Below are 25,165 nucleotides of genomic sequence, written 5' to 3'. Positions count from 1 at the left end.
CGAGAGGCCCAAAGCCTTCCGACGCGCCTCCCGCATCATCACCACCCGTGACCATCCGCCGACCCCATCGGCACCGAACGACGGCCATGACACGCCTCCGGTTCGCGCTGACCGGCCTGCTCGCCGCCGTGGCGGGCATCGCCGCCGGTCACCTCGCGGCCGCGTTCACGGCGCCGCAGGCCTCGCCCGTCCTCGCGATCGGCTCGACGGTCATCGACCTGACGCCGCAGCCCCTCAAGGAATGGGCCATCGAGCACTTCGGCACCAACGACAAGCTCGTGCTGCAGGCGTCGGTCCTCGTCGCGACGCTCGGGCTGGCCGCGCTCGTCGGTCTCCTCGCCCGACGCCGGCTGTGGCTCTCCGTCGCCGGTCTCGTCGTTCTCGTCGGCCTCGCCGGCGCGGCGGCCGTGGGGCGCCCGACCGCAGGCATCGTCGACGCCCTCCCGTCGCTCGTCGCGCTCCTCGTGGGCGTGGCGGTGCTCGTCGGACTGGTGCGGGCCATCGACGCCGACGCCCGCGGGTCGCTGGGCACCCACGACCGCGGATCGCGGGGCACCGATGCCGCGGGCGGGTTCGCCCGGCGCCGTTTCGTGCTCGGCTCGGCCGGCGTCGTGGCCCTGTCGGCCCTCGCTGCGACCGGTGGCCAGATGCGGATCGGTGCGCGCAAGGCCCGCGACCTCGTCCTGCCCCGGCCGGCAAGCCCCGCGAAGGCCTTCCCCACCGGCCTTGAAGGGCAGGTGCCGGGTGTCACCCCGCTGCGCACCCCGGCCTCGACGTTCTACCGCGTCGACACCAACCTCACCGTGCCGCAGGTCGACGTCGACACGTGGGCGCTCGAGGTCGACGGCATGGTGGAGCGGCCCTTCACCATGACCTTCGCCGAGCTGTCGGCGATGCCGCTCATCGAGCGCGACATCACGATGACCTGCGTGTCCAACGAGGTGGGCGGCGGCTACGTCGGCGCCGCCCGCTGGCTGGGCGTCCGGCTCACCGACGTGCTCGACCGTGCCGGCGTCAAGGGCGATCCCGACCAGGTTTTCAGCACCGCCGTCGACGGGTTCACCATCAGCACCCCGCTCGAGGTGGTCCGCGACGGGCGCGACGCGATGATCGCCATCGGCATGAACGGCCAGCAGCTGACCGACGGCCACGGCTTCCCCGCCCGGCTCATCACGCCCGGCCTCTACGGGTTCGTCGGCGCGACGAAGTGGCTGACGAGGCTGACCCTCACCACCTACCGGCAGGACCAGGCGTACTGGACCGAGCGCCAGTGGGCCACCGACGCCCCGATCAAGACGAGCGCACGCATCGACACCCCGGCGCCGCTCTCGACGATCCGGCCCGGACGCGTCGCCATCGGTGGCGTCGCCTGGGCGCAGCACCGCGGCGTCGGGAAGGTCGAGGTGAGCATCGACGGCGCCCCCTGGCAGGAGGCACGGCTCGGACCCGACGTCGGCGTCGACTACTGGCGCCAGTGGTACCTGCCGTGGGACGCGAAGACCGGCCTGCACCGCCTCGCAGTCCGCGCCGTCGACGAGAAGGGCGCCGTGCAGACCGCCGACCGCGCACGCCCGTTCCCGAGCGGCTCCAGCGGCATCCAGGAAGTCGTCGTCACCGTCGCCTGAGGCTGCCGGCTGATCTCCGGACCAACGAACTTTCTTTCACCACAGTCCAATCCGTCGCTCATGCCGCACCGAACGACTCATGACCGTGCACCACCCGACCAGCACAGCACCGACCAGGAGAACATCGTGAACAAGACGCGCACCGGCCTCGTGGCTCTCGCCCTCGCCGTCCCGCTGGCCCTCTCGGCCTGCGGCAGCAACACGGACAACACCACGACCTCCGCCGGCGGCTCGACGCCGATGGCGACGAGCTCGGACGCCATGACCCCGTCCGACACCATGACGTCCTCGAGCGACATGTCGGCCGACCCGGCCTCGCAGGTCTTCGGATCCGCCTGTGCCAACGTCCCGAAGGACGGCAAGGGCTCCTTCCAGGGCATGGCCACCGACCCGGTCGCCACCGCCGCGAGCAACAACCCGCTGCTGTCGACCCTCGTCACCGCGGTCAAGACGGCCGGGCTCGTCGACACCCTGAACTCGGCCCCCGAGGTGACCGTCTTCGCGCCGACGAACGACGCGTTCGCCAAGATCCCGGCCGCCGACCTCAAGAAGGTCCTCGCCGACAAGCCGACGCTGACCAAGATCCTCACCAACCACGTCGTCGCGGGCAAGCTCTCCCCGGACCAGCTCGCCGGCGACCACAAGACGCTGGCCGGCACGACGATCACCGTGAAGGGCTCCGGCGAGGACTTCACCGTCGGCAAGGAGAACGCGAAGGTCCTGTGCGGCAACGTGCCGACCGCCAACGCGACCGTCTACATCGTCGACTCCGTCCTGATGCCCTGACGGGCAGCCCGGACACCGGCTCCCAGCCACGACCCGCTCGCGACACCCGCGACGACATCGACCAGACAGGGCGACAGAATGGATCCCATGTCACGGTTTCAGGTGGTCTCCTCCGACGAGCCGTCGGAGGAGGCCCCCGGCGGTCCGCCGCTCGACCAGCTGCTGCGTCGGGCGGCGACCGGCGACGAGGCCGCCTTCGGCGAGCTCTACGACGCCGTGTCCGCGCGGCTCTTCGGCCTCGTCCGGCGGGTCGTGCGCGACCCGGCGCAGTCCGAGGAGGTGGCCCAGGAGGTCTTCCTCGAGATCTGGCGGCACAGCGCCCGGTTCGACGCGCGTCGGGGCAGCGCCCTGTCGTGGATGCTGACGATCGCGCACCGCAAGGCCGTCGACCGGGTGCGCTCCTCCGAGGCGGCGCGCAGCCGCGACGAGTCGTGGGGCGCCTCGCACCAGGACGTCGACCACGACGCGACGGCCGAGGCTGCGGTGGCGCGGCTCGACGCCGAACGCGTCCACCAGGCGCTCGGGACGCTGACCGAGGCGCAACGGGGAGCCCTCGAGCTCGCCTACCTGTCGGGCTACACCCATACGGAGGTGGCCGCGATGCTCGACCTGCCGCTCGGCACCGCGAAGACGCGGATCCGGGACGGCCTCATCAGACTCCGAGACACGATGGGGGTGACCTCATGAGCGACGACATCCACGCACTGTCGGGTGCCTACGCCGTCGACGCCCTCGACGACGTCGAGCGCGCCCGCTTCGAGCGCCACCTCGCCGGCTGCACCGCGTGCCAGGCCGAGGTGGGCAGCCTCGTGGCCGCCGCCGCCGAGATGTCGGCGCTGACCGAGGTCGCCCCTCCGGCGTCGCTCAAGGCGCGCGTCATGGCCGACATCTCCCGCGTGCGTCCGCTGCCGCCACTCACGGCGCCCGACGCGTCGGGCGAGGCGTCCGACGCCACGCCGGTGCCGGGCGCGCTGGGCACCCCGGCCACTCCCGTCGACGTGCAGACCGACGCTCAGGCCGACGCGCGTGCCGACGTACGTGGCGACGTGGACGCCGACGCGCCGGGTGGGACGGTCGTCGCGCTCGCACCGCGTCGCCGCACGCTCTGGCGCGGGCTCGTCGCGGCCGCGACGGCGCTCGTGCTCGCGGTGGCCGGGTTCACCGTGTGGCGCAGCGCCAACACCGACCCGAACCAGACGATCGCCCAGCAGGTGCTCGCCGCCGCCGACGCGACGACCGTGTCGCACACGCTTCCCGACGGCGCCCAGGCGAAGGTCGTCCGGTCCGAGTCGCTGCACAAGGCCGTGCTCGTCACGACGAACATGCCGGCGGCGCCGAACGGCAAGGTGTACCAGCTGTGGCTGCAGGACCCGACGGGTCACATGGCCTCAGCCGGACTCATGCCGCCGGGCACCGACCAGGTCGTCGTCCTCGACGGCGACGCGAGCAAGGCCACCGGTGCCGGCATCACCGTCGAGCCCACCGGCGGTTCGGGCCAGCCGACGTCCGACCCGGTCGTGCTCTTCGCCTTCGCCTGACCCTGCTGCGGTTTCCTACGAGCCGAGCGACTCGCGCGCGGCCCCGTCGTCCGACCCGGACGGCGGGGCCGCGCCCGGTCCGGGGAGGACGTCGACGTCGCCGGCGTGCATGCTCTCGCCGCAGTGCGCGCACCGCAGGTCGACGCTGGTGTCCTCGCCGCAGGCGTGGTGGCGGTAGAGCACCGGAGGCCCGGCCGGGCCGGCGAGCCACCGGTCGCCCCACCCCACCATGACCATGAGCACGTCGACGAGCTCGACCCCCTTGTCGGTGAGGACGTACTCGAAACGCGGCCGGCTGTCGTACGGCCGGCGTTCGAGGACGCCGTGGTCGACGAGGTGGTTGAGGCGCTCGGTCAGCACCTTGCGCGAGATGCCGAGGTCGGCCTGGAGCTGCTCGAAGCGGTTGATCCCGACCCAGACGTCGCGCAGGACGAGAGGCGACCAGGGCTCCCCGATGACGTCGAGAGTGCGCGCGATGGAGCAGGCCATCTCGCCGAAGTTCGTGCGCTGCATGACGCCACCCTAGCGCTTGGGGTTCCCTCAAGAAACTGTGCCGGCTACGGTCGTGGAGTCTCCTCAAGGAACTCGGAAGGACGCATCATGACCTCGGTCCTCGTGGCACTCTCGGTCTCCGTCGACGGCTTCATCACCGGTCGCGACCCGCACGCCGGCCACGGCCTCGGCGACGGCGGCCGGCTCTTCGACTGGTACTTCGCCGGCGACACACCGAGCGCGGTGTTCGACGGGTTCTCGCTGAGCGAGCCGAGCCGGAAGGTCTTCGACGCCGCAGCAGCCCGGGTCGGCGTCTCGCTCGTCGGGCGCCACACCTACGACGACTCGGGGTGGGACACGGGCGGCACGCCGCACCCGACCGCCCCGATGGTCGTCGTCAGCCACCGGCCGCTGCCCGCCGACCACGACCGGCAGACGCTCGTCACCACCGGCATCGAGGACGCGGTCGCCGAGGCAAGGGCCCAGGCCGGCGACAAGGACGTCGCCATCATGGGCGGCGGGGTCGCGACGGCCGCGCTCGCCGCGGGCCTCGTCGACGAGGTGATCCTGCACCAGGTGCCGGTGCTGCTCGGCGCGGGCCGGCGGTTCTTCCTGGAGCTGCCCCGGCACGTCGACCTGCGGCTGCTCGAGGCTGTCGCCGCCCCCGGCGTCACGCACCTGCACTACGCGGTGACCCGATGAGCGCCCTCGAGCCCGACGACGCCTTCACGCCCGTCGCCGTCCGCGGCCGGGTCGTCGAGTGGTTGGAGGGCGAGGTTGGGTGGGAGCACGTGGACCGCATCGCGATCGCCTTCACGGGACAGCCGTACGACCGCCGGCCCACCCGCGTCGTGGCCCTCATCGAGGTCGAGCACCAGGCCGTCGGCATCGGCTGACCGACGCCGGATCGGTCACACCTCTTGCGGTGCCGCAGTAACTGCGCCTACCGTTGAGGCATGACCGACGACGTACGACGGGCCCTGCCGGCCCACGCGGAACAGGCCCTCGACACGGCCATCGCCGCGGCCCGGGACGCCCTGGGCCGGGCCGACGCGTCGCACCCCCTCGACGCGCTGCCGCTCCTGCGCGCCGCTCAGGAGCACCTGACGACCGCCGTCGACGAGGCCATGGCCGCGGTGCTCGTCGCCGACGGCGAGACGATCCGCACGGCCGGCGCGCTCGCGGGCCTGTCCGAGAACGCCGTCGGTCCCCGCCTGGCGCGCACGAGCCTGCTCGGCGCGTACGGTTCCGATGCCGGACGCGTCACGGCCTCCGGCGTCGAGCGCGCCCGCTACGACCTCGAGGAGGGGCGCCACCGCCCCGCCCCCGACGCGCCGGACCGGCCGTTGCGCTTCCGCGCCCGACGCAGCCCCTGACCCAGCCCGGCCACCACGAGGACCCACCAGGACCCACCAGCCAGCCAGCCACCGACCCGAGGAGCCCGCCATGACGAACCCGAACCTCACGCACCTCTACTTCCTGCTCGACCGCAGCGGGTCGATGCAGTCGATCAAGGACGACACCGAGGGCGGCTTCGACGCGTTCATCGCCGAGCAGCGCACCCAGCCGGGCGACTGCCGGGTCACCCTGGCCCAGTTCGACGACCGCTACGAGGAGGTCTACCGCGACGTGCCGGTGGCCGACGTGCCGCCGCTGCGGCTCTCGCCCCGCGGGTCGACGGCGCTGCTCGACTCGATCGGCCGCCTGCTCGGCGAGGCCGGCGAGCGCCTCGCCGCCCTGTCCGAGCACGAGCGTCCCGGCGTCGTCATCGTCGGCATCATGACCGACGGCCACGAGAACGCCTCGCACGAGCTGACCCACGCCCAGGTCAAGGCCATGATCGAGCGGCAGACCGCCGAGTACTCGTGGCAGTTCCTCTACATGGGCGCCGACCAGGACGCCATCGAGGTGGGCTCGAGCATCGGCGTCGCAGCGGCCAACTCGATGACGTACGGCCGTGGCCGGGTCGCCGCGGCGATGGCCGCGACGTCGCGCAACATCGGCCTGACCCGCTCCGCCGTGGCCGCGGGTGCCCCGGTGAAGGAGGCGGCCGCCCACCTGGCCTTCGACGAGGAGCAGCGCCGCGCAGCCACCGAGTGAGCCGTTTCGGCAGGGACGCGGGGGTACCTTGAGCGCATGAGCGACGTGGGGCCCGGGCGGCCCGACCCGACCGGCGGCGGGTGGGACCAGCAGTTCACCGTGCCGGTCCCTGCGGGCCCTGTGACGCAGGCGATCCCGCGGTCCGAGCCGACGCGTGAGCTCCCCGTCGCACCGCCCGTCCCACCCAACCCCTACGCCGGGCAGCCGGTCTGGCCGGCCGACGCCACCGGCCGGCCCGGGTCCGCCGCCGCCGACCCGGCCGTCGACCCGCTCCTCGGGCAGATCGGCGTCGCCCTCTTCTGGGTGACGGTCGGGTGGTGGGTGTTCGTCGTCGTGCGCCTGCTCGGCTGGTTCACCCGCAACGGCCTGACCGACACCATCCTCATCCGCACCATCGACCGCGGCGCCGAGGAGACCGTCGTGGCTGCCGTGCTCTCGGTGCTCGCGACGCTCCTGCTCCTGTTCGGTCGGGGTCGGCGCGGTCGCGACCTGCTCGGGTGGGCCTCGCTCGCCCTGGCCGTCGTCACCGTCGCGGTCGCGATCTGGCGGATCGTCCCCTGACGCCGCTGACGACCTGGAACGACTGAGGCACAAGGGGATCCGGTGATCGGGGGATCTGAGGGCGACGCGATCGCCGCGGCGTACGGGCTCGCACGACCGGGCGACGCGGTGGCGCTGGCAGGCCCGGTGGCCCGCGGCCAGCTGGGGCGCGTCTGGCGGCTCAGAGTCGGCGAGCGGTCGTTCGCCGTCAAGGAGTGGTACGCCGGACCACGGGTCGAGGAGGTGGGCCGCGACGCCGGGTTCGTCGACGCCGCCCGGGCGCTCGGGGTCCGGACGCCCGAGGTGCTGCGCACGACGGACGGGCGCGTGGGCGCCGACGTCGCCGGCACCGTGGTCCGCGTCTTCGAGTGGGTGGACCTGCGACCGCACACGCGGTCGCTCGACCCGGCCGCCGTCGGGCGCACCGTGGCCCTCCTGCACCGGGCGGCGCGTCCGAGCGACGAGCCCGTCGACAACTGGTTCGCCACCGGAGCCGGCGAGCAGAGCTGGCGCGACCTCGCCCGACGCGTCGCCGACGAGAAGGCCCCGTTCACCGGCCAGCTGCGCGCCCTCGTCGACGACCTCGTGGCGGTCGAGTCGGTCATCGAGCCGCACGAGGCGCCCCTCGTGTGCCATCGCGACCTCTGGGCCGACAACGTCCTCGCCACGACGGACGGCGCGGTCTGCGTCATCGACTTCGAGAACCTCGGCCCGGCCGACCCGAGCCAGGAGCTGGCCATGGTGCTCTTCGAGTTCGGCGAGGACGACCCCGCCCGGGCCCGCACCCTGCACGACGCCTACCGCGCCGCCGGCGGCCCCGGACGTGTGACGCGTCGGGGCCACTTCTCGATGCTCGTGGCCGAGCAGGCCCACATCGGCCAGCTCGCGTGCTCCCGGTGGGTCGGGGCCGACGAGGGGCCCGAGCGCGACCGGCTCGCGGACTGGTTCCTCGAGATCCCAGAGGACCCGGTAACCCTCGCGCGGATCGACCGGGTGCTCGCTGCGGTCACCTGAGGGTGCGAGGATCGGGCCGTGGGGACGGCCTCGGGTGCACGGACGGACGACGCGCAGCGGCGGCGCGACCTCGCGCTGCTGCGGAAGGTGCGCGACCGCATCGACCGCGAGTACGCCCAGCCGCTCGACGTCGAGGCGCTGGCCCGCGGCGTCAACGTGTCTGCGGGCCACCTGAGCCGGCAGTTCAAGGCGGCCTACGGCGAGTCGCCGTACCAGTACCTCATGACGCGCCGGATCGAGCGGGCCATGGCCCTGCTGCGTCGGGGCGACCGCAGCGTGACCGAGGTGTGCTTCGAGGTCGGCTGCTCCTCGCTCGGCACCTTCAGCACCCGGTTCACCGAGCTCGTCGGGGTGCCGCCCAGCGTCTACCGGCAGGAGCAGGCAGGCGCCACCGACGGCCTCGTGCCCTGCGTCGCCAAACAGGTGACGCGACCGGTCAGGAATCGAGAAGCATCCGGCACGTCGCCCGCCTAGCGTGGGAGGCATGGACCTCAGCATTCACTCCAGCTTCCTCCCCCAGGACGACCCCGACGCCGCCATCGCCTTCTACCGCGACGCCCTCGGCTTCGAGGTGCGCATGGACGTCGGCCACGCCGGCATGCGGTGGATCACCGTCGGCCCGCCCGACCAGCCCGGCACGTCGGTCGTGCTCTACCCGCCGGAGGCGACGCCCGGCCTCACCGACGACGAGCGCCGCACCATCGGCGACATGATGGCCAAGGGCACCTACGGCTCGCTGCTGCTCGCGACGCCCGACCTCGACGCGACGTTCGCGACGATCGAGGCCACCGGCGCCGAGGTCGTGCAGGAGCCGACCGACCAGCCCTACGGCGTGCGCGACTCCGCGTTCCGCGACCCGGCGGGCAACCTCGTGCGCATCCAGGAGCGACGCTGAGCGCGCCGGAGTCGGCGGCACCGGCCAGGGACCTGGCCACGCGCGTCGCCGACACCCGGCACCGGCTCGAGCACGACATCGACGTCTGGGTGGCCACGGCCGACGCCGACGGTGGCGTGCCGGGGCTCGTGCCGCTCTCCTTCGACTGGGACGGCAGCGAGATCCTCGTCGTGACGCCGGTGGGCTCGCCGTGCGGACGAAACCTGCGCGAGACCGGCCGGGCGCGCCTGGCCCTCGGTGAGTTCCGCGACGTCGTCATGGTCGACGCGTCGGCCCGGGAGTTGGCGACCGCCGACCTGCCGGAGGACCAGTGGCAGCGCTACATCGAGCGGACCGACTGGGACCCGCGCGTGGAGCGGCCCGACTACGCCGTGTACCTCCTGCGCCCGGAACGCATCCAGGCGTGGCGGGAGGCCAACGAGATCCCGGGCCGCACGCTGATGCGCGACGGCACCTGGCTGGCCTGAGGGACGCCGCGGCCCGTCTGACGCCGCAGCCCGCCTGACGCGTCAGGCGGGCTGAGCGGTCCAGGCGGGCGCCAGGCGCACGACGTCACCGACGACCACGACGGCGGGCGCCTCGACGCCGACCTCCGCCGCCGTGGCGGCGATCGTCGCCACGGTGCCGACGGTGACGCGCTGGTCGGGGGCGAAGCCGCGCTCGACGACGGCCACCGGGCAGTCGGGCGACCGGCCATGCGCCGCAAGGAGGTCCATGGTGCGCGCCAGCTGTGTCACGCCCATGAGCAGGACCAGAGTGTGGTCGCCACCGGTCGGCAGGGCGGGCACGTCGTCGTGGCCGGTGACGACGGTGAAGCCGCGCGCGACGCCCCGGTGGGTGACCGGGATGCCCGCGGCCGCCGGCACGGAGACCGCCGAGGTGACCCCGGGCACCACCTCGACGGGCACTCCGGCCGCCTCGCACGCGGCGCGCTCCTCGCCGCCGCGCCCGAGGATGTAGGGGTCGCCGCCCTTGAGCCGGACGACGCCGTGGCCACGCTGGGCCTCCTCCACGAGCACGTCGTTGATCCGCGACTGCGGCACCGGGTGGTTGCCGGGGGTCTTGCCGACGTCGATGACCCGGACCGACGCGGGCAGCCGGTCGACGACACCGCGCGGGGCGAGCCGGTCGAGGACGACGACGTCGGCAGAGGCGAGCAGCTCGTGGCCGCGCACGGTGAGCAGGCCGTCGACGCCGGGGCCGCCCCCGACGAGGGCGACCCAGCCGCGGCGTCCGTGGGTGCGGGTGCGCCGCAGGTCGAGTCCGCCGGTCGCCAGGGCGTGCTCGACGCCGTCGCGGACCGTCACGGCGAGGCCGGGGTCCCCGGCGGCGTACGTCGACACGGTGACGCGTCCGTCGGGCGTCGTGACGTCGGCCCTGGCCGCGACGCTCGCGGTCGTGCCCGCGGCGTCGGTGGCGTCGACGCACCAGAGGCGCAGGGCCTCGGCGTCGGCGGCGACCTCACGGTCGACGGACGGCTCGCCCGTCGCGGTGTGCACGAACCACGCGCCGTCGAGGTCGGCCGGGCCGGCGTAGTCGCGCTCGACCCACTCGACGCGTCCGGTGCCTGCCCCCGCGCCGTCCCCAGCCTGTCCAGCACGAACGAGGTCGCGCAGGTCCTCGCAGACCCACGGCGCCACGACCCGCACGACCGCGCCCTCGGCGAGGAAGGCACGGACGCGTCGGGCCGAGACGGGGCCGCCGCCGACGGCGACGACGAGCCGGCCGGCGAGGTCGAGGACCACCGGCAGCGCGGACTTCACGGACGCCACGGCACGGCCCTCAGATGTCCCAGTCCTCGTCGCCCACGGGCGACGAGGGGGCCTCGGGTGCCGTCGGCAGCGTCGCGCCGACCATGCCGGCGGCAAGCGTGCGCCCGTCGTGCGCGTCGATGAGCAGGAACGCCCCGCTGCGACGCGACACGGCGTACGGCTCGATCGGCAGTGGCTGCGACACGCGCAGCGTCACCAGGCCGATGTCGTTGAGCGACAAGGACTCTGCCGGCACCGCGTGGAGGTCGTCGAGGTCGAGGGCGCCGTCGATGGTGCGCACCGCGGTCTGCACCGTGCGCGAGCCGTGCTTGAGCAGCAGGCGCTGGCCGGGTCGCAGCGGCGCGTCGCCGAGCCAGCAGACGACCGACTCGACGTCCTGGGTCGGCTCGGGCGCCCCGACCGCGGCGGCGATGACGTCGCCGCGCGAGATGTCGATCTCGTCGGCGAGGCGCAGCGTCACCGACTGCGGTGCGAACGCCTCCTGGAGCGGCCGGTCGCCGAGGTCGATGCCGGTGACGGTCGTGCGGCGGCCCGACGGCAGCGCCACGACCTCGTCGCCGACCCGCACGACGCCGGAGGCCACCTGGCCCGCGTAGCCGCGGTAGTCGAGGTGCTCGGGCTTCAGGGCCGCGCCCTGCGGGCGGATGACGAGCTGGACCGGGAGCCGGAACGACTCGTGGGCCGGGTCGTCGGACGGCGGCAGCGCCTCGAGCAGCTCGAGCAGGCTCGGGCCGCCGTACCAGTCGGTGCGGGTCGAGCGGTCGACGACGTTGTCGCCGTCGAGGGCGCTGACCGGGACCGTCGTCACCTCCTCGACGCCGAGCTCGCGGGCCACGGCACGCACCTGCGCGTCGACCTGCTCGTAGACCCCCTGCGAGAAGTCGACGAGGTCGATCTTGTTGACGGCGACGACGACGTGCGGCACCCGCAGCAGGGCCGTGACGGCCAAGTGCCGGCGCGTCTGCTCGAGCACGCCCTTGCGCGCGTCGACGAGCAGGACGACGACGTCGGCCGTCGAGCTGCCGGTGACCGTGTTGCGCGTGTACTGCACGTGCCCGGGGCAGTCGGCGAGCACGAACGACCGGCTCGCCGTGGCGAAGTAGCGGTAGGCGACGTCGATGGTGATGCCCTGCTCGCGCTCGGCGCGCAGGCCGTCGGTGAGGAGGGCGAGGTCGGCGGCGGTGAGGCCGCGGTCGCGGCTGACCCGCTCGACGGCGGCGAGCTGGTCGGACAGCACCGACTTCGTGTCGTGCAGGAGGCGGCCGACGAGCGTCGACTTGCCGTCGTCGACCGAACCGGCGGTCGCCAGGCGCAGCAGCGTGCCGGCCGTCGCGGGGCTTGCGGCCGAGGCCTCAGCGGTGGTGGGGGCGGTGATGGTGGCCATTTAGAAATAGCCCTCCTTCTTGCGGTCCTCCATGGCGGCCTCGGAGATCCGGTCGTCGGCGCGGGTGGCGCCGCGCTCGGTCAGGGTCGAGGCGGCCACCTCGACGACGATCTCGGCGTTGGTCGCGGCGGGCGACTCGACGGCGCCCGTGCACGACATGTCGCCGACGGTCCGGTACCGGACCAGGCGCGTCTCGACGGTCTCGTCCTCGCGCGGACGGCTGTACGGGCCGACGGCGAGCCACATGCCGTCGCGGCGGAACACCTCGCGCTCGTGGGCGTAGTAGAGCGGTGCCAGCGGGATGTCCTCGCGCTCGATGTAGCGCCAGATGTCGACCTCGGTCCAGTTGCTGATCGGGAAGATCCGCACGTGCTCGCCGGGACGGTGCCTGGGGTTGAAGAGGTTCCACAGCTCGGGGCGCTGGTTCTTCGGGTCCCACTGGCCGAACTCGTCACGGAGGGAGACGATCCGCTCCTTGGCGCGGGCCTTCTCCTCGTCGCGCCGGCCACCGCCGAAGACGCCGTCGAAACGGTGGGCGTTGATGGCGTCGAGCAGCGGCAGCGTCTGCAGCGGGTTGCGAGTGCCGTCGGCGCGCTCGCGCAGCCGGCCGTCGTCGATGTAGTCCTGCACGCTCGCGACGACGAGGCGCAGGCCGAGCCGGTCGACGGTCTCGTCGCGATAGTCGAGCACCTCGGGGAAGTTGTGGCCGGTGTCGACGTGCAGCACCGGGAACGGGATCGGCGCCGGCCAGAAGGCCTTGGCGGCGAGGTGGAGCATGACGACGGAGTCCTTGCCGCCGGAGAAGAGCAGCGCCGGGCGCTCGAGCTCGGCGGCCATCTCGCGGATGACGAGGATCGACTCGGCCTCGAGGGCGTCGAGCTGGCCGAGGCGGCGCGTCGACGCGTCGGGCGCGGTGGGCAGGTCCAGCGCGGCGGACGCGTCGGCGTCGGTGGTGAGGGTCGTGTCGGTCACGGCGATGGCGTCCGTCCGGGAGGGGATCGTGTCGGTGGTCGTCATGTGTGCAGTCCGCACTCGGTCTTGGTGAAGCCGGCCCAACGGCCGGCGCGGGGGTCCTCGCCGGGCTCGACCCGGCGGGTGCACGGCTCGCAGCCGATCGACGGGTAGCCGTCGGAGAGAAGCGAGTTGACCTCCACCTGGTTGTCGGTGGCGTAGGTCTGGAGCTCGTCGAAGGTCCACGCCGCGAGCGGGTTGATCTTGACGAGGCCGTTCTTGTCGTCCCACGTCACGAGCGGGGTGGTGGCGCGCGTCGGGGCCTCCTCGCGTCGGACGCCGGTGACCCAGGCCTCGTACGTCGGCAGCGTGCGGGCGAGGGGCTCGACCTTGCGCATCTGGCAGCAGAGGGCCGGGTCGCGCTCGTAGAGGCGGGCGCCGTACTTCTCGTCCTGCTCGGCGACGGTCAGCTCGGGCGTGACGTTGACGAGGGTGATCGGCAGGTCCTCGGCGACGATGTCGCGGGTCACGATGGTGTCGGAGAAGTGGTAGCCGGTGTCGAGGAAGAGCACGTCGACACCGGGCGCGAAGCGCGAGACCACATGTGGCAGAACGGCATCGGCCATCGAGCACGCGACGGCGAGCGAGTCGCCGAAGTGGAACGCGGCCCACGCCGCGACCTCGTCGGCGGTCGGCTCGTGCTCGGGGTCGGCGCCGAGCGTCGCGTTGAAGTCGTCGACGAGCGCCTTGAGCTCGGCCTCGGAGCGTCGCTTGCGCGGCACCGTGGGCGTGGCGAGGGGGACGGCGGTCACTGGAGGGCTCCTTCGTCGGCTCGGCGGGTCCAGGAGGAGAAGGTCTCGCCCTCCTCACGCTCGGTGAGGAAGCGGCGCACGACGCGCTCGACGTAGTCGGGCAGGTCGTCGGCGGTCACCTTGAGGCCGCGGACGGTGCGGCCGAGGCCGGCATCGTCGCGGTCGACGGAGGCGAGGCCGCCGCCGAGGTGCACCTGGAAGCCGGGCACCTGCTCGCCCTCGATCGTCACGAGCTGGCCCTTGAGGCCGATGTCGGCCGTCTGGATGCGGGCGCACGAGTTGGGGCAGCCGTTGACGTTGAGGGTGATCGGGGTGTCGAGCTGCTCGGTGACGTCGGCGAGGCGCTGCTCGAGCTCGGCGATGGCGGTGGCCGCGGTGGCCTTGGTCTCGACGATGGCCAGCTTGCAGAACTCGATGCCGGTGCAGGCCATGGTGTGGCGACGGAACGGGCTCGGGGTGGACGTGAGGCCGAGCTTCCCGAGCTTGCCGACGACGCCACGGACGCGTCGGCCGGGCACGTCGAGGAGCACGAGCTTCTGGTGCGGGGTGAGGCGCAGTCGGTCCGAGCCGACCGACTCCATGATGTCGGCGAGGCCCGCGAGCACGTCGCCGCTGATGCGACCGACGGTCGGGGCGGCGCCGATGTACCGCAGGCCGTCCTTCTGCAGGTGCACGCCGACGTGGTCGCCGGGGCCGGTGGCCGGCGCGGGAGCCGGCCCGTCGGGGAGGGCCCGTCCGAGGTACTCGTCCTGGAGCACCTGCCGGAACTTCTCCGCGCCCCACTCGGCGAGGAGGAACTTCAGGCGCGCCTTGTTGCGCAGGCGCCGGTAGCCGTAGTCGCGGAAGATGCGGATGACGCCGTGCCACACCTCGGCCGCCTCCTCGGGGCGGACGAAGACGCCGACGCGCTCGGCGAGTCGCGGGCTCGTCGACAGGCCGCCGCCGACCCACAGGTCGTAGCCGGCGCCGAGCTCGGGGTGCACCACGCCGACGAGGGAGATGTCGTTGATCTCGTGGACGACGTCGAGGCTCGGGTGCCCGGTGACCGCCGACTTGAACTTGCGCGGCAGGTTGGCCAGCTCCGGGTCGCCGATGAAGCGGCTCGTGATCTCGTCGATGACGGGCGTCGGGTCGAGGATCTCGTCCTCGGCGATGCCGGCGACCGGGCTGCCGAGGACGACGCGCGGGGTGTCGCCGCAGGCCTCGGTGGTCTGCAGGCCGACGGCCTCGAGGCGGCGCCAGATCTCGGGCACGTCCTCGACGCGGATCCAGTGGTACTGGATGTTCTGCCGGTCGCTGATGTCGGCGGTGCCGCGGGCGAACTCGGTGGAGATCTCGGCGAGGGTGCGCAGCTGGGCGAGGGTCAAGGCGCCGCCGTCGAGCCGGACCCGGAGCATGAAGTACTCGTCGGACAGCTCGGTGTCGTCGAGCTGGGCGGTGCGGCCGCCGTCGATGCCGGGGCGGCGCTGGGTGTAGAGGCCCCACCAGCGGAAGCGCCCGGAGAGGTCCTGTGGCGGGATGGAGGCGAAACCCTCCTTGGCGTAGATCGTCTCGATCCGCTCGCGGACGTTGAGGCCGCCGTCCTCCTGCTTCCAGACCTCGTTCGGGTTGAGCGGCTCGGCGCCGTCGACCTTCCACTGCCCGTTGGAGCGGCCGGCACGCGGGGGCCGGGTCGCCGGGCGGGCCTCGATCGGGGTGTCGGTGACGGTCATGTAATCGAATGTATAACCACCGATTATCGACGTCAGCGCGGGTCCACGATCCGATCCATTCCCCTCAGCCAGGTGGGAGATGCCGTCCCCGACGCGTCAGCGGGCGCTCGCCGGGGCCGACGCGTACAGCCCGAGCACCGTCGCGACGTACCGGTCGGAGTGGTTGTACGAGCGGACGGCAGCGCGGCGGTCGGCGTCCCTCGACAGGTCGCGGCCACCCGCGCAGAGGTAGCGCGCCGCCGCGAGCGCCGCGTCCTCGACGTTCTGCGGGTCGGCGACGCCGTCACCGCTGCCGTCGGCGCCCCAGATGCGCCACGTCGCGGGGATGAACTGCATCGGCCCGACGGCGTGGTCCCAGTTCGGGTCGCCGTCGAGCGCGCCGCCGTCGGTGTCGTGGATGCGGGCGTACGTGCCGCCGGTGAGCGCCGGGCCGACGACCGGCGGGACGACGTCGTGGAACGGGTCGAGCCTTCGCCCGCGCAGCGAGGACGACTCCACCTCCCCGATCGACGCGAGGAGCATCGGCTTGAGGTTGCACGAGCCCTGGGCCTGCGCCGCGGACACGTACGCGGCCCAGAGCACCTGCTCGGTCGTCACCGGGGCCGGGCCGTCCGAGACCGAGGGCACCACGGGCACCTTGACCGGGGCGGCCGGCTTCCACGTCTCGGGCGTGGCGCCGGAGCCGCCGCCCGGCTCGAGGGTCGCGGTGGCGCCGGCACCCGCGCCACCCCCGGCGTCCGGCGAGGTCGCGCCGCGCGCGGCGCTGCCGATGCTCGCGAGCGCCGGAAGGACGAGGCCGTCGATGACGGCACTGATGGCGGCGCCGGCCGGATCTCCGCCGGTCTGCGGGACCGACGCGGAGCCGGCCGGGGAGCTCGGGTTGGCCGGCGTGGCCGGCAGGCCCGGCAGCGCGGGGATGCTCGGCAGGGCCGACGGCGAGGGCGTGGGGGGCTGGGGGCCGTCGGCGGCGAGCGCAGAGGGGCCCAGCACGACGCCGGCCAGGAGGGTCGCCACGGCGACGACGGACAGCGCACCCACCGCTCGGGCGGTGCCGCGGGCCGGGTCGCGACCTGCCACCGGTTCACCTCCAGCCGTCCGCGGGCGCAGCCGTCGCCGCGTCCTGCTCCCAGTACACCTCCCGGGGTCGGCGGTCGGGGCCGATCGGGGTGCATCCGCCCGCACAGGTTCGCACGGGCTCGGATCCGGCGCAGGTCGGGCTCAGGCCCAGCGCAGGCGGACGCGGTCGCCGGGGCGCAGCTGGGCCGCTCGGTCGACGTCGCGACGCGTCACGACCGCGACGACGGGGTAGCCGCCGGTCACCGGGTGGTCGGTGAGGAAGACGACCGGCTCACCGCCCGGGGGCACCTGGACGGCGCCGGCCACCATCGGCTCGCTCGGCAGCTCGGCGTCGGCGAACGCGTCGACGCGTCGGAGCGGGCTGCCCTCGAGCCGGAGGCCGACGCGGTTGCTCCGCGACGACACGGTGAACGACGCCGCGGAGAGGCCGGACAGGTCGCACCAGGCGGCCCGGGGTCCGGGCGTGACGTCGAGCACGACCATGTCGTCGCCGGCCGGAGCCCGACGCTGCGGTGCCTGCTCCGCGACGGGAAACGCGTCGGGCGCGGCGCCGACGGGCAGCACGTCGCCGGGGCGGACGGGTGGCGGCCCGAGCCGCGAGAGCGTGTCGGTCGAGCGTGACCCGAGCACCGGGTGCACGTCGATGCCGCCGCGCACCGCGAGGTAGGTGCGCAACCCGGTGGTCGGCGTCGCGACCTCGAGCAGCTGGCCGTCGCGCAGGTGCAGCGGGGCGGCGTGGCCTGTGGGGCGACCGTCGACGGTGGCCGGCGCCGGGGCTCCGGTGAGGGCGACGAGGAGGTCACCACGGGCCCGCACCGCAAGGCCGCCGAGCATCACCTCGAGCGAGGCCGGCGACGGCGTGTTCCGGTCGTGGGCGGCGTGGTCGGTCTCCGCGGGGTGTCCGACGAGTCGGACGCCGAGCAGGTACGCCGCGCGGTCGGCCGCCCCGGACCGGCCGACACCGACGTCGCCGAGCCCCGGGCGGCCGAGGTCCTCGACGAGGACGAGCGGACCGGTGGCGAGCACCTCGAGCCCCCGGCCGACGTCGTCCGACACCGTGGGGTTCGTTGGCACAGGCGCGGTGTCGGGCGTGGTATCGGGCGCGGTGTCGGGCGCGGTGCGCTCGGCGTCGGGGGGACGCGTCGACGCGTCGACGAAGCGAACCGTCGTACCGGGTCCGAGGAGTGCGGGCGGGTCGCGGTCCGGGTCCCAGAGCAGGGCGTCGGTCCTGCCGAGCAGCTGCCAGCCACCCGGGGAGTCCTGCGGGTACACGCCGCTGAACTCACCGGCCAGGCCGACCGACCCGGCGGGCACGCGCGGCCGCGGCTCCGGTCGCCGCGGCACGCGCAGCCTCGGGTCGCCGCCGACGAGGTAGGCGAAGCCGGGCGCGAACCCGCCGAAGCCGACGCGCCACGGGCTGCCGGTGTGGGCGCGGACCACCTCGTCGCGGGTCAGGCCGGCCAGGGTGGCGACCTCGTGGAGGTCGGGCCCGTCGTAGACGACCGCCACCTCGACGACGGGTCCCTCGTCGCCGCCGGACGCGTCGGGCGCCAGGTCGGGCGTGAGGGCGGCTGCCACGTCGAGACAGGCCCGGCCCAGCGCGTCGAGGCTCGAGGCGTCGGTGCGCACGAGCACCGTCCGCGCGGCCGCGACCACCTCCCGTACCGAGCGCCACGGGGGGCCACCGGCGGCGACGAGCGAGCGCACCCGGTCGCGCAGCGCGACGGCCTCGACCGTGCCGCCCACCTCGACGAGGACGGCGTCCTGCCCCATCGGCAACAGCCGGGCCTCGCCGCCGCCCATGCCTCAGCCCGCGAAGGCGTGGATCTCGACGCCGGCCGCCTCGAGCGCGCCGCGGACCCGGCGGGCCATGGCCACGGCCCCGGGCGTGTCGCCGTGGATGCACACCGACGCGGCGTCGACCTCGACGTCGTGCCCGTCGATCGACCGGACCACGCGGTCGCGGACGATGCGCAGGACGCGCTCGGCCACGGCGTCGGGGTCGTGGAGCACCGAGCCCGGCTCGCTGCGGGGCACGAGCCGGCCGTCGCGGGTGTAAGCGCGGTCGGCGAACGCCTCGCGCACGACGGGCAGCCCGGCGTCGGCGGCGGCGTCGAGCAGGACGCTGCCGGGCAGGCCGAGCACCGGCAGCGTGGCGTCGTAGGCGACGACGGCCGCGACCACCGCTGCAGCCTGGGCCTCGTGGTGCACGACCGCGTTGTAGAGCGCGCCGTGCGGCTTGACGTAGGCGACGCGCGTGCCGGCCACGCGGGCCATCGCCTCGAGCGCGCCGAGCTGGTAGAGCACGTCGGCGGCGAGGTCGTCGGGCGCCACGTCGACGAACCGGCGACCGAAGCCGGCGAGGTCTCTGTAGCCCACCTGGGCACCGACGACGACGCCACGGCGGGCGGCGTCGTGGCACGTCGTGCGCAGCGTCAGCGGGTCGCCGGCGTGGAAGCCGCACGCGACGTTGGCGCTCGTCACGACGTCGAGGACCCCGGCGTCGTCGCCGAGCGTCCAGGCCCCGAACGACTCGCCGACGTCGGCGTTGAGGTCGATCCGCATGCACCGATCCTGCCCGAAGTCGCCTCCCGGCGCGGGGTGCCGACCGGTCGCGAAGCACCGTGAAGGTCACGAAACGGGCGCCAGCTCTGGTCAGGGCCTCCGAACCGCGACATGATCCGACTTCTCGGGCGGCTCCACGCAGGGGTACGGACGCGCGGCGGACGCGCGGCGGGGCCGATCGGCGGCAACAGGAAGCAGCGGGCAGGTGGCGCGACCGGACGAGGAGCGGCGAGCGGGCGAGCCCGACTCGGAGCTCCTCGCCCGCGCCCGCGACGGTGACGACCTGGCCTTCGAGACGCTGTGGCTGCGTCACGTCGACGCGGCCCGCGAGGTCGCCGTGCGCATCTCGACGCCGGCCCGGGCCCCCGACCTCGTCGGCGAGGCCTTCACCAGGACCCTCTCGGCGATCCGGGGCGGGGGCGGCCCGGACGACGCCTTCCGGCCCTACCTGCTGGCAACGGTGCGACGCCTTGCCGCGGCCGGCGAGGCCGACGGGGCGATGGACGGGACGCCCCTCGGAGAGCTGGCGCTCGTCGGCACCGACGGCGACGCCGCCTGGTCGGCCTGGCAGTCCCTGCCCGGTGACGAGCGGGAGCTGCTGTGGCGGCTGGTCGTGCACGAGGAGGGTCCGGCCGCGCTGGCGCCGGTGCTCGGCACGACCCCGGACGGCGTCGCCACCCTCGGCCGGCGGGCCGGCGACCGCCTGCGCCGCGCGTACCTCGCCGACCTCGTGAACGCCGCGCCCGATGCCGAGTGCCAGGCGGTGCGCCGCCAGTTCGGTGCCTACGGACGCGACGCCCTCCCGCCCGACGACCGGGACCGCGTCGATGCGCACCTCGACACGTGCGACCGGTGCCGCGAGGCCGTGGCCGGGCTCGTCGACGTCACCGAGCTGATCCGCGCCGGCGTCGGGCCGCACCTGCTGCCGGGCCTCTTCGGCGCGGACGAGGGGGTGACGGACGAGGGGGTGACGGACGTCGGCACGGACGTCACGGCTGCCGACGCTGCGGACGACCCCGATGACGCCGGCGGCGACGACGGGCCGGGGCTCCTCGCCGGGGTCGCCGCCCCCGGAGCGGCCCTCGTCGCAACACGGGCGGACGCGTCGGGTCGTGGCGATGCCCGACGCCTCGACCTCCCGCTCGTGCTCGTCGTGGGTGCCGCGGTCATGGCGGTGGCCGGCATCGCCGTCCTGCTCGCGCTGCTCGGCGGGGGCTCGCCGACGTCCGACGTCGCTGCGGGTCGCCCCACGACCTCGGCGACGCGTCCGGCCCCCGGCACCGTGGCGCGGCCCCTGCCCGGCGTCGTCGTCGCGGCCCCGACCCTGCCGTCGACGATGACGACCGCGGTCCGCGCCCTCAGCACGTCCACCGTCGAGGCGGTGAGCGCCGCGGCGCGGGTCGCTCGACCCGGCACGACGGCCCTCGCCTCGCGCCGGACGCGGGCAGCCACCCCGACGCCCGCGCCGACGCGGACCGCGACGCCCACGCGCACCACTCGCCCGCCGACCACCTCGGCGCCACCTCCGCCGTCACCGACGGTGACGCCGGGCGTGCCCACCGTCCTGGGCTTCGAGCCGAGCACCGACCGGCGCTACTCGGCGTCGGTCGTCGCGCCGCCCGGCTGGCTCATCACCTCGGTCCGCGACGTGCGCGGCGGCCGGCAGGTGGAGCACGTCGGCGCCCCGACCAAGACCTTCGAAGGCTCGTTGCGGCCGGGATCGCTCGTCGTCGAAGTGACGCCCCAGCCCGGCGCGGTACCCGGGACCCTCCTCACCCGGTTCACCGACCGAGGCGGCGCCCTCCTGCCGGGCTCGGGCAGCTACCCCGTGCCCGCCGGCTGACGCCACCTCGGCCCATCAGTCCTGCCTGGTCACTGCCCTTCCCTCAGGTCAGTAGATCCTGATGACGCACTTGGTGTACGCGTCGTACCACGTCGAAGAACGGTTCTTGTTCCACAGCTGGTTGGCGCAGTAGCCGTCGAGCAGCCGCTTCTTGTTTCCCAGGTGGTCCACGATCAGGATGCTCTCGAACGGGCAACCCATGAACTGGGTCTTGTCGATCATCTTCCACGTGTACGCGGAGGTGCAGTACCAGTAGTCCACGGTCGCGTCAGCCTGTGCCGGAGGTGCCGTGAGCCCGACGGCGCCCAAGGCGAAAACGCCTGCAACGAAAGTAGATCCGAAGATTCGCTTCATCTACATCCCCTTTGTGAGTTGCCCACGTCGTCGACGTGGTTCCGTCACGGTATAAGCGCCCACGTCCCACGTCGACGGCACGAACAGGCCGTTGCAGGAACATGAAATGAGCGGGTCGCGTCGGCCCGGGCCAATCGAGTCGAGACGTCAGCGCAGGGCGTCGTAGAAGGCGGGGAGGCGGTGGCGGTAGCCGTCGAGCAGCTGCCGGGCCACGGTGACCGAGTCGACGAGCGGGTGCAGGGCGAAGGCCTCGACGGCGAGCCGGGCCGAGCCCTCGCGGGCGGCCCGGACGACGAGCTCGTCGACGGCCTTGACCTGCTGGGCGAGACCGAGCGAAGCCCCGGCCAGCGCCGACACCGGCAGCGGCCGCGGGCCGGACGCGTCGACGGCACAAGGGACTTCGACGACGGCATCCTCGGGCAGCCCCGGCAGCGTCGTGCCGTTGCGCACGTTGAGGATCAGGCGCGCCGGCTCGTCGCGGGCGATCGCCGCCATGAGCGTCAGCGCGACGCCCTCGTAGCCGCCACCCTCGACGTCGGACTCGTCACGCTCGTCGTCGCCGCCGTTGCGGCTCTCCTGCATGTACGTCGCGTTGCGCTCGCGCCGCACGGCGTCCCAGACGGCAAACGGGTCGTCGGAATCCCTTGCGGCCGTGTAGAACTGCGCCTGCTGACGGACGAGGTACTCGCCACGCGTCTCCGCGGCCGCGGTGATCTGGGCGACGGCGTCGCGGCCGAAGTAGTAGTACCAGAGGTACTCGTTGGGGATCGCCCCGAGCGTCTGGAGCCAGTCGACGCCGAAGAGGTGGCCCTCCTCGGTGGCGCCGAGCCGCGCCCGGTCGGCGAGGAGCTCGGGCAGCACGTCGCGGCCGGCGACGCGCAGCCCGGAGAGCCAGCCGAGGTGGTTGAGGCCCGCGTAGTCGATGTCGACGTCGTCGAGCCGGTGGCCGAGGGCGCCGGCGGCCCGCTTGGCCAGGCCGAGAGGAGAGTCGCAGATGCCGACGACACGGTCGCCGAGCACCTGCTGCATCGCCTGGGTCACGAGCCCGGCGGGGTTGGTGAAGTTGATGACCCAGGCGTCGGGTGCGAGTCGGGCGACGCGCCGGGCAACCTCGACGGCCACCGGCACGGTGCGCAGGCCGTAGCCGACACCACCGGGCCCGGTGGTCTCCTGGCCGAGCAGCCCGAGGCCCAGGGCGATCCGCTCGTCGGCGGTGCGGCCCTCGAGGCCCCCGACGCGGATCGCGGAGAAGACGAAGTCGGCGCCGTCGAGCGCCGCGTCGAGGTCGGTCGTGGCTCGGACCGTGGGCGGCTGCGGCGCGTCGGCCGTGGTCGCGCGCGCCGCCTGGGCGTCGAGGACCCGGCGCACGACCTCGAGCCGGGAGGCGTCGGTGTCATGGAGGACGACCTCGGTGACGCGTCGGGACGCGTCGGGCGTGCGGTCGCCCAGCAGGGCGCCGTGGACGAGCGGGACCCGGAACCCGCCTCCCCCCAGCACGACCAGCCTCATCGCGATCTCATCCCCCCGTCACCCGGTCACCACCCCGTCATCACCGAACCGACGCTAACAGGGTTGCGGCGGATGGGAGCATGGTGGCGATGCCGACGAGCTCTGCCTTCGACCCACTCGCAGCCCGACGTAGCTCCGCCGGGCCGGACCTCGACGTGTTCGTCTGGGGGACGGTCTTCCTCGACATGATCTTCGCCGGACTTCCGGCGACGCCGTCGCCCGGCACGGAGGTGTGGGCCGAGGGGCTCGCGTCGTGCCCGGGCGGCATCGCCAACCTCGCGGTGGCGACGCGCCGGCTCGGCCTGCGCACGTCGCTCGCCGCGGCCTTCAGCGACGACGACTACGGCGACTTCTGCTGGCGCACCCTCGAGGAGCAGGAGGGCATCGACCTCTCGCGCAGCCGCCGGTTCGCCGACTGGCACAGCCCGGTCACGGTGTCGATGTCGGTCGACCGCGACCGCAGCATGGTCTCGCACGGCCACCCGTCGCCGGTGCCGGCCAGCGAGCTCATCGGCACGCCCCCACGCTCACGGGCCGTCATGGTCGACCTCGCCGAGGACGAGGCGTTCGGGGCGACGAGCACGTGGGTCGACCGCGCCCGCGCCGACGGGGCTCTCGTGTTCGCCGACGTCGGTTGGGACCCCAAGGAGCGCTGGTCGCCCGAGGTCCTCGACCGGCTCGAACGTTGTGACGTCTTCATGCCCAACGCCGTCGAGGCGATGGCCTACACCGGCACGCGCACGACGGTCGAGGCCCTCTACGCCCTCGCCGACCGGGTGCCGGTCGCGATCGTCACCGACGGACCGAACGGTGCGGTCGGCATCGACCAGCGCAGCGGCGAGGAGGCGCGGGTGCCCTCGCTGCGCGTCGACGAGGTCGACCCGACCGGGGCCGGCGACGTGTTCGGCGCGGCACTGCTCGTCGGCACCCTCGCGGAGTGGCCGCTCGAGCAGCGGATGACGTTCGCGACGCTGTGCGCCGGGCTCGCGCTGCAGCAGTACGGCGGGTCGCTCGCCGCGCCGGGCTGGGGCGACCTCGCCGACTGGTGGACGGCCCTCGCCGCCGACACGACCGACGACGCGTACCACCGGTCGCTGCGGCGTCGGTACGCCTTCCTCGACGACATCGTGCCGCGGGTGCCGACGATGGCCTGCCGGCGCGCGACGGCGACGATCGCCCGCCGCGCCGACGTCCACGACCTCGACTGACGCATCCGCCACCCCGCGTCCCCTCCCCCTCCTTCAATCGAGAGAGCGCTCCGTCAAGTGACGGAGCGCTCTCTCGATTGGGGGGAGGGCGCCCACACATCGGTGGCACTGTGGGTCCATGGAGAAGTCCTCGCTGACCGCCCTCGCCCGGGAGCTGCTCGAGCGCGCCACCCAGTCCTCGAGCGGCCGCAGCGCCGACACGGTGTACGGCGGCCACGAGCACGTGCTGCGCCAGACCGTCATCGCCCTGACGGCGGGGCAGGCGCTGGCCGAGCATGAGAACCCCGGTGAGGCCACGGTGCACGTGCTGCGCGGACGCGTGCGCCTCAGCACCGACGGCGCCACCTGGGAGGGCGCGCCGGGCGACCTCCTCGTGGTGCCGGACGTCCGGCACTCGCTCGAGGCGCTCGAGGACTCCGCGGTGCTGCTGACCGTGGCCAAGATCGGCTGACGCCGGCTGCCTGCGGGTTCAGTCGAGGCAGAACTCGTTGCCCTCGACGTCCTGCATGACCTGGCACGACTCGTTGAACCCGTCCGCGACGAGCAGCTGCACGCGCGAGGCCCCGAGCGCCTCGAGACGGGCCGCCTCGGCCTCTAGGGCGTCGAGGCGCTCCTGCCCCACGAGGCCGGTGCCGACGCGCACGTCGAGGTGCACGCGGTTCTTGACGACCTTGCCCTCGGGGACCTTCTGGAAGAACAGGCGCGGGCCGACGCCGGTGGGGTCGACGCACGCGAAGGCCGAGCCCTGGCGGTCGGCCGGGAGCGACTGGTCGAACGCCGTCCACGAGTCGAAGCCGGGCGGCGGCGGGGGCACCTCGTAGCCGAGCACCTCGCACCAGAAGCGCGCCACGCGCTCGGGCACCGCGCAGTCGAACGTCACCTGGACCTGTCGCACCGTCGCCATGGCGCCACCCTAGGTGTACTCGGCCAGCAGGTTGGTGACACCTCGGCGTTGACGACGAGGAGAACCTCCGGGTGAGGTGAGGAG

28 protein-coding genes are annotated in these 25,165 nt (G+C 73.9%); 16 read left to right on the top strand and 12 right to left on the bottom strand.

Annotated elements, in window-relative coordinates; all coding sequences use genetic code 11:
- Window positions 1-86: 86 nt before the first annotated feature.
- From AC3A5R_RS17290 to AC3A5R_RS17275, 4 genes are all read left to right on the top strand, one after another.
- The gene (locus AC3A5R_RS17290; protein WP_487621999.1) at window positions 87-1,625 is read left to right on the top strand and encodes a molybdopterin-dependent oxidoreductase; all 1,539 of its coding nucleotides are present in this window, start codon (window positions 87-89) and stop codon (window positions 1,623-1,625) included.
- 126 nt (window positions 1,626-1,751) lie between these two features.
- Entirely contained in the window at window positions 1,752-2,411 is a 660-nt protein-coding gene (locus AC3A5R_RS17285) for a fasciclin domain-containing protein (protein WP_487621998.1), read from the top strand.
- An 87-nt stretch (window positions 2,412-2,498) separates the two neighbouring features.
- Window positions 2,499-3,098, top strand: a complete 600-nt coding sequence (gene sigK / locus AC3A5R_RS17280; protein ID WP_487621997.1) for an ECF RNA polymerase sigma factor SigK — start codon at window positions 2,499-2,501, stop codon at window positions 3,096-3,098.
- On the top strand, window positions 3,095-3,949 hold the full coding sequence (locus tag AC3A5R_RS17275; protein ID WP_487621996.1) for an anti-sigma factor: 855 nt from the start codon (window positions 3,095-3,097) through the stop codon (window positions 3,947-3,949). The genes sigK and AC3A5R_RS17275 overlap by 4 nt, the downstream gene beginning before the upstream one ends.
- Before the next feature lie 15 nt (window positions 3,950-3,964).
- On the opposite strand, the gene AC3A5R_RS17270 is transcribed toward AC3A5R_RS17275, so the two are convergent.
- A complete protein-coding gene (locus AC3A5R_RS17270; protein ID WP_487621995.1) occupies window positions 3,965-4,462 on the bottom strand; it encodes a winged helix-turn-helix transcriptional regulator in 498 nt (165 codons plus the stop codon).
- A gap of 87 nt (window positions 4,463-4,549) precedes the next feature.
- Here AC3A5R_RS17270 and AC3A5R_RS17265 point away from each other — a divergent pair, with 87 nt between their 5' ends.
- The 9 genes from AC3A5R_RS17265 (at window position 4,550) to AC3A5R_RS17225 (ending at window position 9,457) form a co-directional block, all read left to right on the top strand.
- Entirely contained in the window at window positions 4,550-5,143 is a 594-nt protein-coding gene (locus AC3A5R_RS17265) for a dihydrofolate reductase family protein (RefSeq protein ID WP_487621994.1), read from the top strand.
- Window positions 5,140-5,337 carry a hypothetical protein gene (locus AC3A5R_RS17260; RefSeq protein ID WP_487621993.1) on the top strand — a complete coding sequence of 66 codons (198 nt, stop codon included), beginning with the start codon at window positions 5,140-5,142 and terminating at the stop codon, window positions 5,335-5,337. The genes AC3A5R_RS17265 and AC3A5R_RS17260 overlap by 4 nt, the downstream gene beginning before the upstream one ends.
- 60 nt (window positions 5,338-5,397) lie before the next feature.
- Window positions 5,398-5,817, top strand: a complete 420-nt coding sequence (locus AC3A5R_RS17255; protein WP_487621992.1) for a hypothetical protein — start codon at window positions 5,398-5,400, stop codon at window positions 5,815-5,817.
- A gap of 70 nt (window positions 5,818-5,887) precedes the next feature.
- Window positions 5,888-6,541: a vWA domain-containing protein gene (locus AC3A5R_RS17250; RefSeq protein WP_487621991.1), complete on the top strand. Its 654-nt coding sequence runs from the start codon at window positions 5,888-5,890 to the stop codon at window positions 6,539-6,541.
- Window positions 6,542-6,577: 36 nt separating this feature from the next.
- Window positions 6,578-7,102 (top strand): hypothetical protein, encoded by a 525-nt coding sequence (locus AC3A5R_RS17245; RefSeq protein WP_487621990.1) that lies wholly within the window; start codon window positions 6,578-6,580, stop codon window positions 7,100-7,102.
- A gap of 42 nt (window positions 7,103-7,144) precedes the next feature.
- Entirely contained in the window at window positions 7,145-8,095 is a 951-nt protein-coding gene (locus AC3A5R_RS17240; protein WP_487621989.1) for a phosphotransferase enzyme family protein, read from the top strand.
- A gap of 18 nt (window positions 8,096-8,113) precedes the next feature.
- The gene (locus tag AC3A5R_RS17235) at window positions 8,114-8,569 is read left to right on the top strand and encodes a helix-turn-helix transcriptional regulator (protein ID WP_487621988.1); all 456 of its coding nucleotides are present in this window, start codon (window positions 8,114-8,116) and stop codon (window positions 8,567-8,569) included.
- A gap of 10 nt (window positions 8,570-8,579) precedes the next feature.
- On the top strand, window positions 8,580-8,990 hold the full coding sequence (locus AC3A5R_RS17230; protein ID WP_487621987.1) for a VOC family protein: 411 nt from the start codon (window positions 8,580-8,582) through the stop codon (window positions 8,988-8,990).
- A gap of 89 nt (window positions 8,991-9,079) precedes the next feature.
- Window positions 9,080-9,457 carry a pyridoxamine 5'-phosphate oxidase family protein gene (locus tag AC3A5R_RS17225; protein WP_487621986.1) on the top strand — a complete coding sequence of 126 codons (378 nt, stop codon included), beginning with the start codon at window positions 9,080-9,082 and terminating at the stop codon, window positions 9,455-9,457.
- Window positions 9,458-9,499: 42 nt separating this feature from the next.
- On the opposite strand, the gene cobA is transcribed toward AC3A5R_RS17225, so the two are convergent.
- From cobA to AC3A5R_RS17185, 8 genes are all read right to left on the bottom strand, one after another.
- The gene (gene cobA / locus AC3A5R_RS17220) at window positions 9,500-10,753 is read right to left on the bottom strand and encodes a uroporphyrinogen-III C-methyltransferase (protein ID WP_487622103.1); all 1,254 of its coding nucleotides are present in this window, start codon (window positions 10,751-10,753) and stop codon (window positions 9,500-9,502) included.
- A gap of 19 nt (window positions 10,754-10,772) precedes the next feature.
- Window positions 10,773-12,146: a sulfate adenylyltransferase subunit 1 gene (locus AC3A5R_RS17215; RefSeq protein WP_487621985.1), complete on the bottom strand. Its 1,374-nt coding sequence runs from the start codon at window positions 12,144-12,146 to the stop codon at window positions 10,773-10,775.
- Complete coding sequence (gene cysD / locus AC3A5R_RS17210) at window positions 12,147-13,163, bottom strand: sulfate adenylyltransferase subunit CysD (protein WP_487621984.1); 1,017 nt, start codon at window positions 13,161-13,163, stop codon at window positions 12,147-12,149.
- On the bottom strand, window positions 13,160-13,909 hold the full coding sequence (locus tag AC3A5R_RS17205; RefSeq protein WP_487621983.1) for a phosphoadenylyl-sulfate reductase: 750 nt from the start codon (window positions 13,907-13,909) through the stop codon (window positions 13,160-13,162). Before AC3A5R_RS17205 ends, cysD begins: the two co-directional genes overlap by 4 nt.
- Complete coding sequence (locus AC3A5R_RS17200; protein ID WP_487621982.1) at window positions 13,906-15,621, bottom strand: nitrite/sulfite reductase; 1,716 nt, start codon at window positions 15,619-15,621, stop codon at window positions 13,906-13,908. Before AC3A5R_RS17200 ends, AC3A5R_RS17205 begins: the two co-directional genes overlap by 4 nt.
- Window positions 15,622-15,717: 96 nt before the next feature.
- Window positions 15,718-16,698 carry a lytic transglycosylase domain-containing protein gene (locus tag AC3A5R_RS17195; protein ID WP_487621981.1) on the bottom strand — a complete coding sequence of 327 codons (981 nt, stop codon included), beginning with the start codon at window positions 16,696-16,698 and terminating at the stop codon, window positions 15,718-15,720.
- 141 nt (window positions 16,699-16,839) lie between these two features.
- Window positions 16,840-18,501 (bottom strand): 5-oxoprolinase subunit B/C family protein, encoded by a 1,662-nt coding sequence (locus AC3A5R_RS17190; RefSeq protein ID WP_487621980.1) that lies wholly within the window; start codon window positions 18,499-18,501, stop codon window positions 16,840-16,842.
- Window positions 18,502-18,504: 3 nt separating this feature from the next.
- Window positions 18,505-19,263, bottom strand: coding sequence for a LamB/YcsF family protein (locus AC3A5R_RS17185; protein WP_487621979.1), 759 nt, complete (start codon window positions 19,261-19,263; stop codon window positions 18,505-18,507).
- A 205-nt stretch (window positions 19,264-19,468) separates the two neighbouring features.
- Here AC3A5R_RS17185 and AC3A5R_RS17180 point away from each other — a divergent pair, with 205 nt between their 5' ends.
- Window positions 19,469-21,106: a zf-HC2 domain-containing protein gene (locus AC3A5R_RS17180; protein ID WP_487621978.1), complete on the top strand. Its 1,638-nt coding sequence runs from the start codon at window positions 19,469-19,471 to the stop codon at window positions 21,104-21,106.
- Between the two features lie 48 nt (window positions 21,107-21,154).
- On the opposite strand, the gene AC3A5R_RS17175 is transcribed toward AC3A5R_RS17180, so the two are convergent.
- Window positions 21,155-21,367: a hypothetical protein gene (locus AC3A5R_RS17175; RefSeq protein ID WP_487621977.1), complete on the bottom strand. Its 213-nt coding sequence runs from the start codon at window positions 21,365-21,367 to the stop codon at window positions 21,155-21,157.
- A gap of 240 nt (window positions 21,368-21,607) precedes the next feature.
- On the bottom strand, window positions 21,608-22,969 hold the full coding sequence (locus tag AC3A5R_RS17170; RefSeq protein ID WP_487621976.1) for a 6-phospho-beta-glucosidase: 1,362 nt from the start codon (window positions 22,967-22,969) through the stop codon (window positions 21,608-21,610).
- Window positions 22,970-23,058: 89 nt separating this feature from the next.
- Here AC3A5R_RS17170 and AC3A5R_RS17165 point away from each other — a divergent pair, with 89 nt between their 5' ends.
- On the top strand, window positions 23,059-24,177 hold the full coding sequence (locus tag AC3A5R_RS17165) for a carbohydrate kinase family protein (protein ID WP_487621975.1): 1,119 nt from the start codon (window positions 23,059-23,061) through the stop codon (window positions 24,175-24,177).
- A 118-nt stretch (window positions 24,178-24,295) separates the two neighbouring features.
- Entirely contained in the window at window positions 24,296-24,628 is a 333-nt protein-coding gene (locus tag AC3A5R_RS17160) for a cupin domain-containing protein (protein ID WP_487621974.1), read from the top strand.
- Between the two features lie 18 nt (window positions 24,629-24,646).
- On the opposite strand, the gene AC3A5R_RS17155 is transcribed toward AC3A5R_RS17160, so the two are convergent.
- Window positions 24,647-25,081, bottom strand: a complete 435-nt coding sequence (locus AC3A5R_RS17155) for a VOC family protein (protein WP_487621973.1) — start codon at window positions 25,079-25,081, stop codon at window positions 24,647-24,649.
- Window positions 25,082-25,165 lie beyond the last annotated feature (84 nt).

Source organism: Intrasporangium sp. Soil_C_50, assembly GCF_057656595.1.
This window is presented reverse-complemented; position numbering and strand designations above follow the sequence as displayed.

Excerpts from the sequence above, each read along its gene's own strand:
- AC3A5R_RS17290 (WP_487621999.1), top strand. The coding sequence starts at position 87 with ATGACACGCCTCCGGTTCGCGCTGACCGGCCTGCTCGCCGCCGTGGCG.
- sigK (WP_487621997.1), top strand. The coding sequence starts at position 2,499 with ATGTCACGGTTTCAGGTGGTCTCCTCCGACGAGCCGTCGGAGGAGGCC.
- AC3A5R_RS17275 (WP_487621996.1), top strand. The coding sequence starts at position 3,095 with ATGAGCGACGACATCCACGCACTGTCGGGTGCCTACGCCGTCGACGCC.
- AC3A5R_RS17270 (WP_487621995.1), bottom strand. The coding sequence starts at position 4,462 with ATGCAGCGCACGAACTTCGGCGAGATGGCCTGCTCCATCGCGCGCACT.
- AC3A5R_RS17265 (WP_487621994.1), top strand. The coding sequence starts at position 4,550 with ATGACCTCGGTCCTCGTGGCACTCTCGGTCTCCGTCGACGGCTTCATC.
- AC3A5R_RS17260 (WP_487621993.1), top strand. The coding sequence starts at position 5,140 with ATGAGCGCCCTCGAGCCCGACGACGCCTTCACGCCCGTCGCCGTCCGC.
- AC3A5R_RS17255 (WP_487621992.1), top strand. The coding sequence starts at position 5,398 with ATGACCGACGACGTACGACGGGCCCTGCCGGCCCACGCGGAACAGGCC.
- AC3A5R_RS17250 (WP_487621991.1), top strand. The coding sequence starts at position 5,888 with ATGACGAACCCGAACCTCACGCACCTCTACTTCCTGCTCGACCGCAGC.
- AC3A5R_RS17245 (WP_487621990.1), top strand. The coding sequence starts at position 6,578 with ATGAGCGACGTGGGGCCCGGGCGGCCCGACCCGACCGGCGGCGGGTGG.
- AC3A5R_RS17230 (WP_487621987.1), top strand. The coding sequence starts at position 8,580 with ATGGACCTCAGCATTCACTCCAGCTTCCTCCCCCAGGACGACCCCGAC.
- AC3A5R_RS17215 (WP_487621985.1), bottom strand. The coding sequence starts at position 12,146 with ATGGCCACCATCACCGCCCCCACCACCGCTGAGGCCTCGGCCGCAAGC.
- cysD (WP_487621984.1), bottom strand. The coding sequence starts at position 13,163 with ATGACGACCACCGACACGATCCCCTCCCGGACGGACGCCATCGCCGTG.
- AC3A5R_RS17200 (WP_487621982.1), bottom strand. The coding sequence starts at position 15,621 with ATGACCGTCACCGACACCCCGATCGAGGCCCGCCCGGCGACCCGGCCC.
- AC3A5R_RS17190 (WP_487621980.1), bottom strand. The coding sequence starts at position 18,501 with ATGGGCGGCGGCGAGGCCCGGCTGTTGCCGATGGGGCAGGACGCCGTC.
- AC3A5R_RS17185 (WP_487621979.1), bottom strand. The coding sequence starts at position 19,263 with ATGCGGATCGACCTCAACGCCGACGTCGGCGAGTCGTTCGGGGCCTGG.
- AC3A5R_RS17170 (WP_487621976.1), bottom strand. The coding sequence starts at position 22,969 with ATGAGGCTGGTCGTGCTGGGGGGAGGCGGGTTCCGGGTCCCGCTCGTC.
- AC3A5R_RS17165 (WP_487621975.1), top strand. The coding sequence starts at position 23,059 with ATGCCGACGAGCTCTGCCTTCGACCCACTCGCAGCCCGACGTAGCTCC.
- AC3A5R_RS17160 (WP_487621974.1), top strand. The coding sequence starts at position 24,296 with ATGGAGAAGTCCTCGCTGACCGCCCTCGCCCGGGAGCTGCTCGAGCGC.
- AC3A5R_RS17155 (WP_487621973.1), bottom strand. The coding sequence starts at position 25,081 with ATGGCGACGGTGCGACAGGTCCAGGTGACGTTCGACTGCGCGGTGCCC.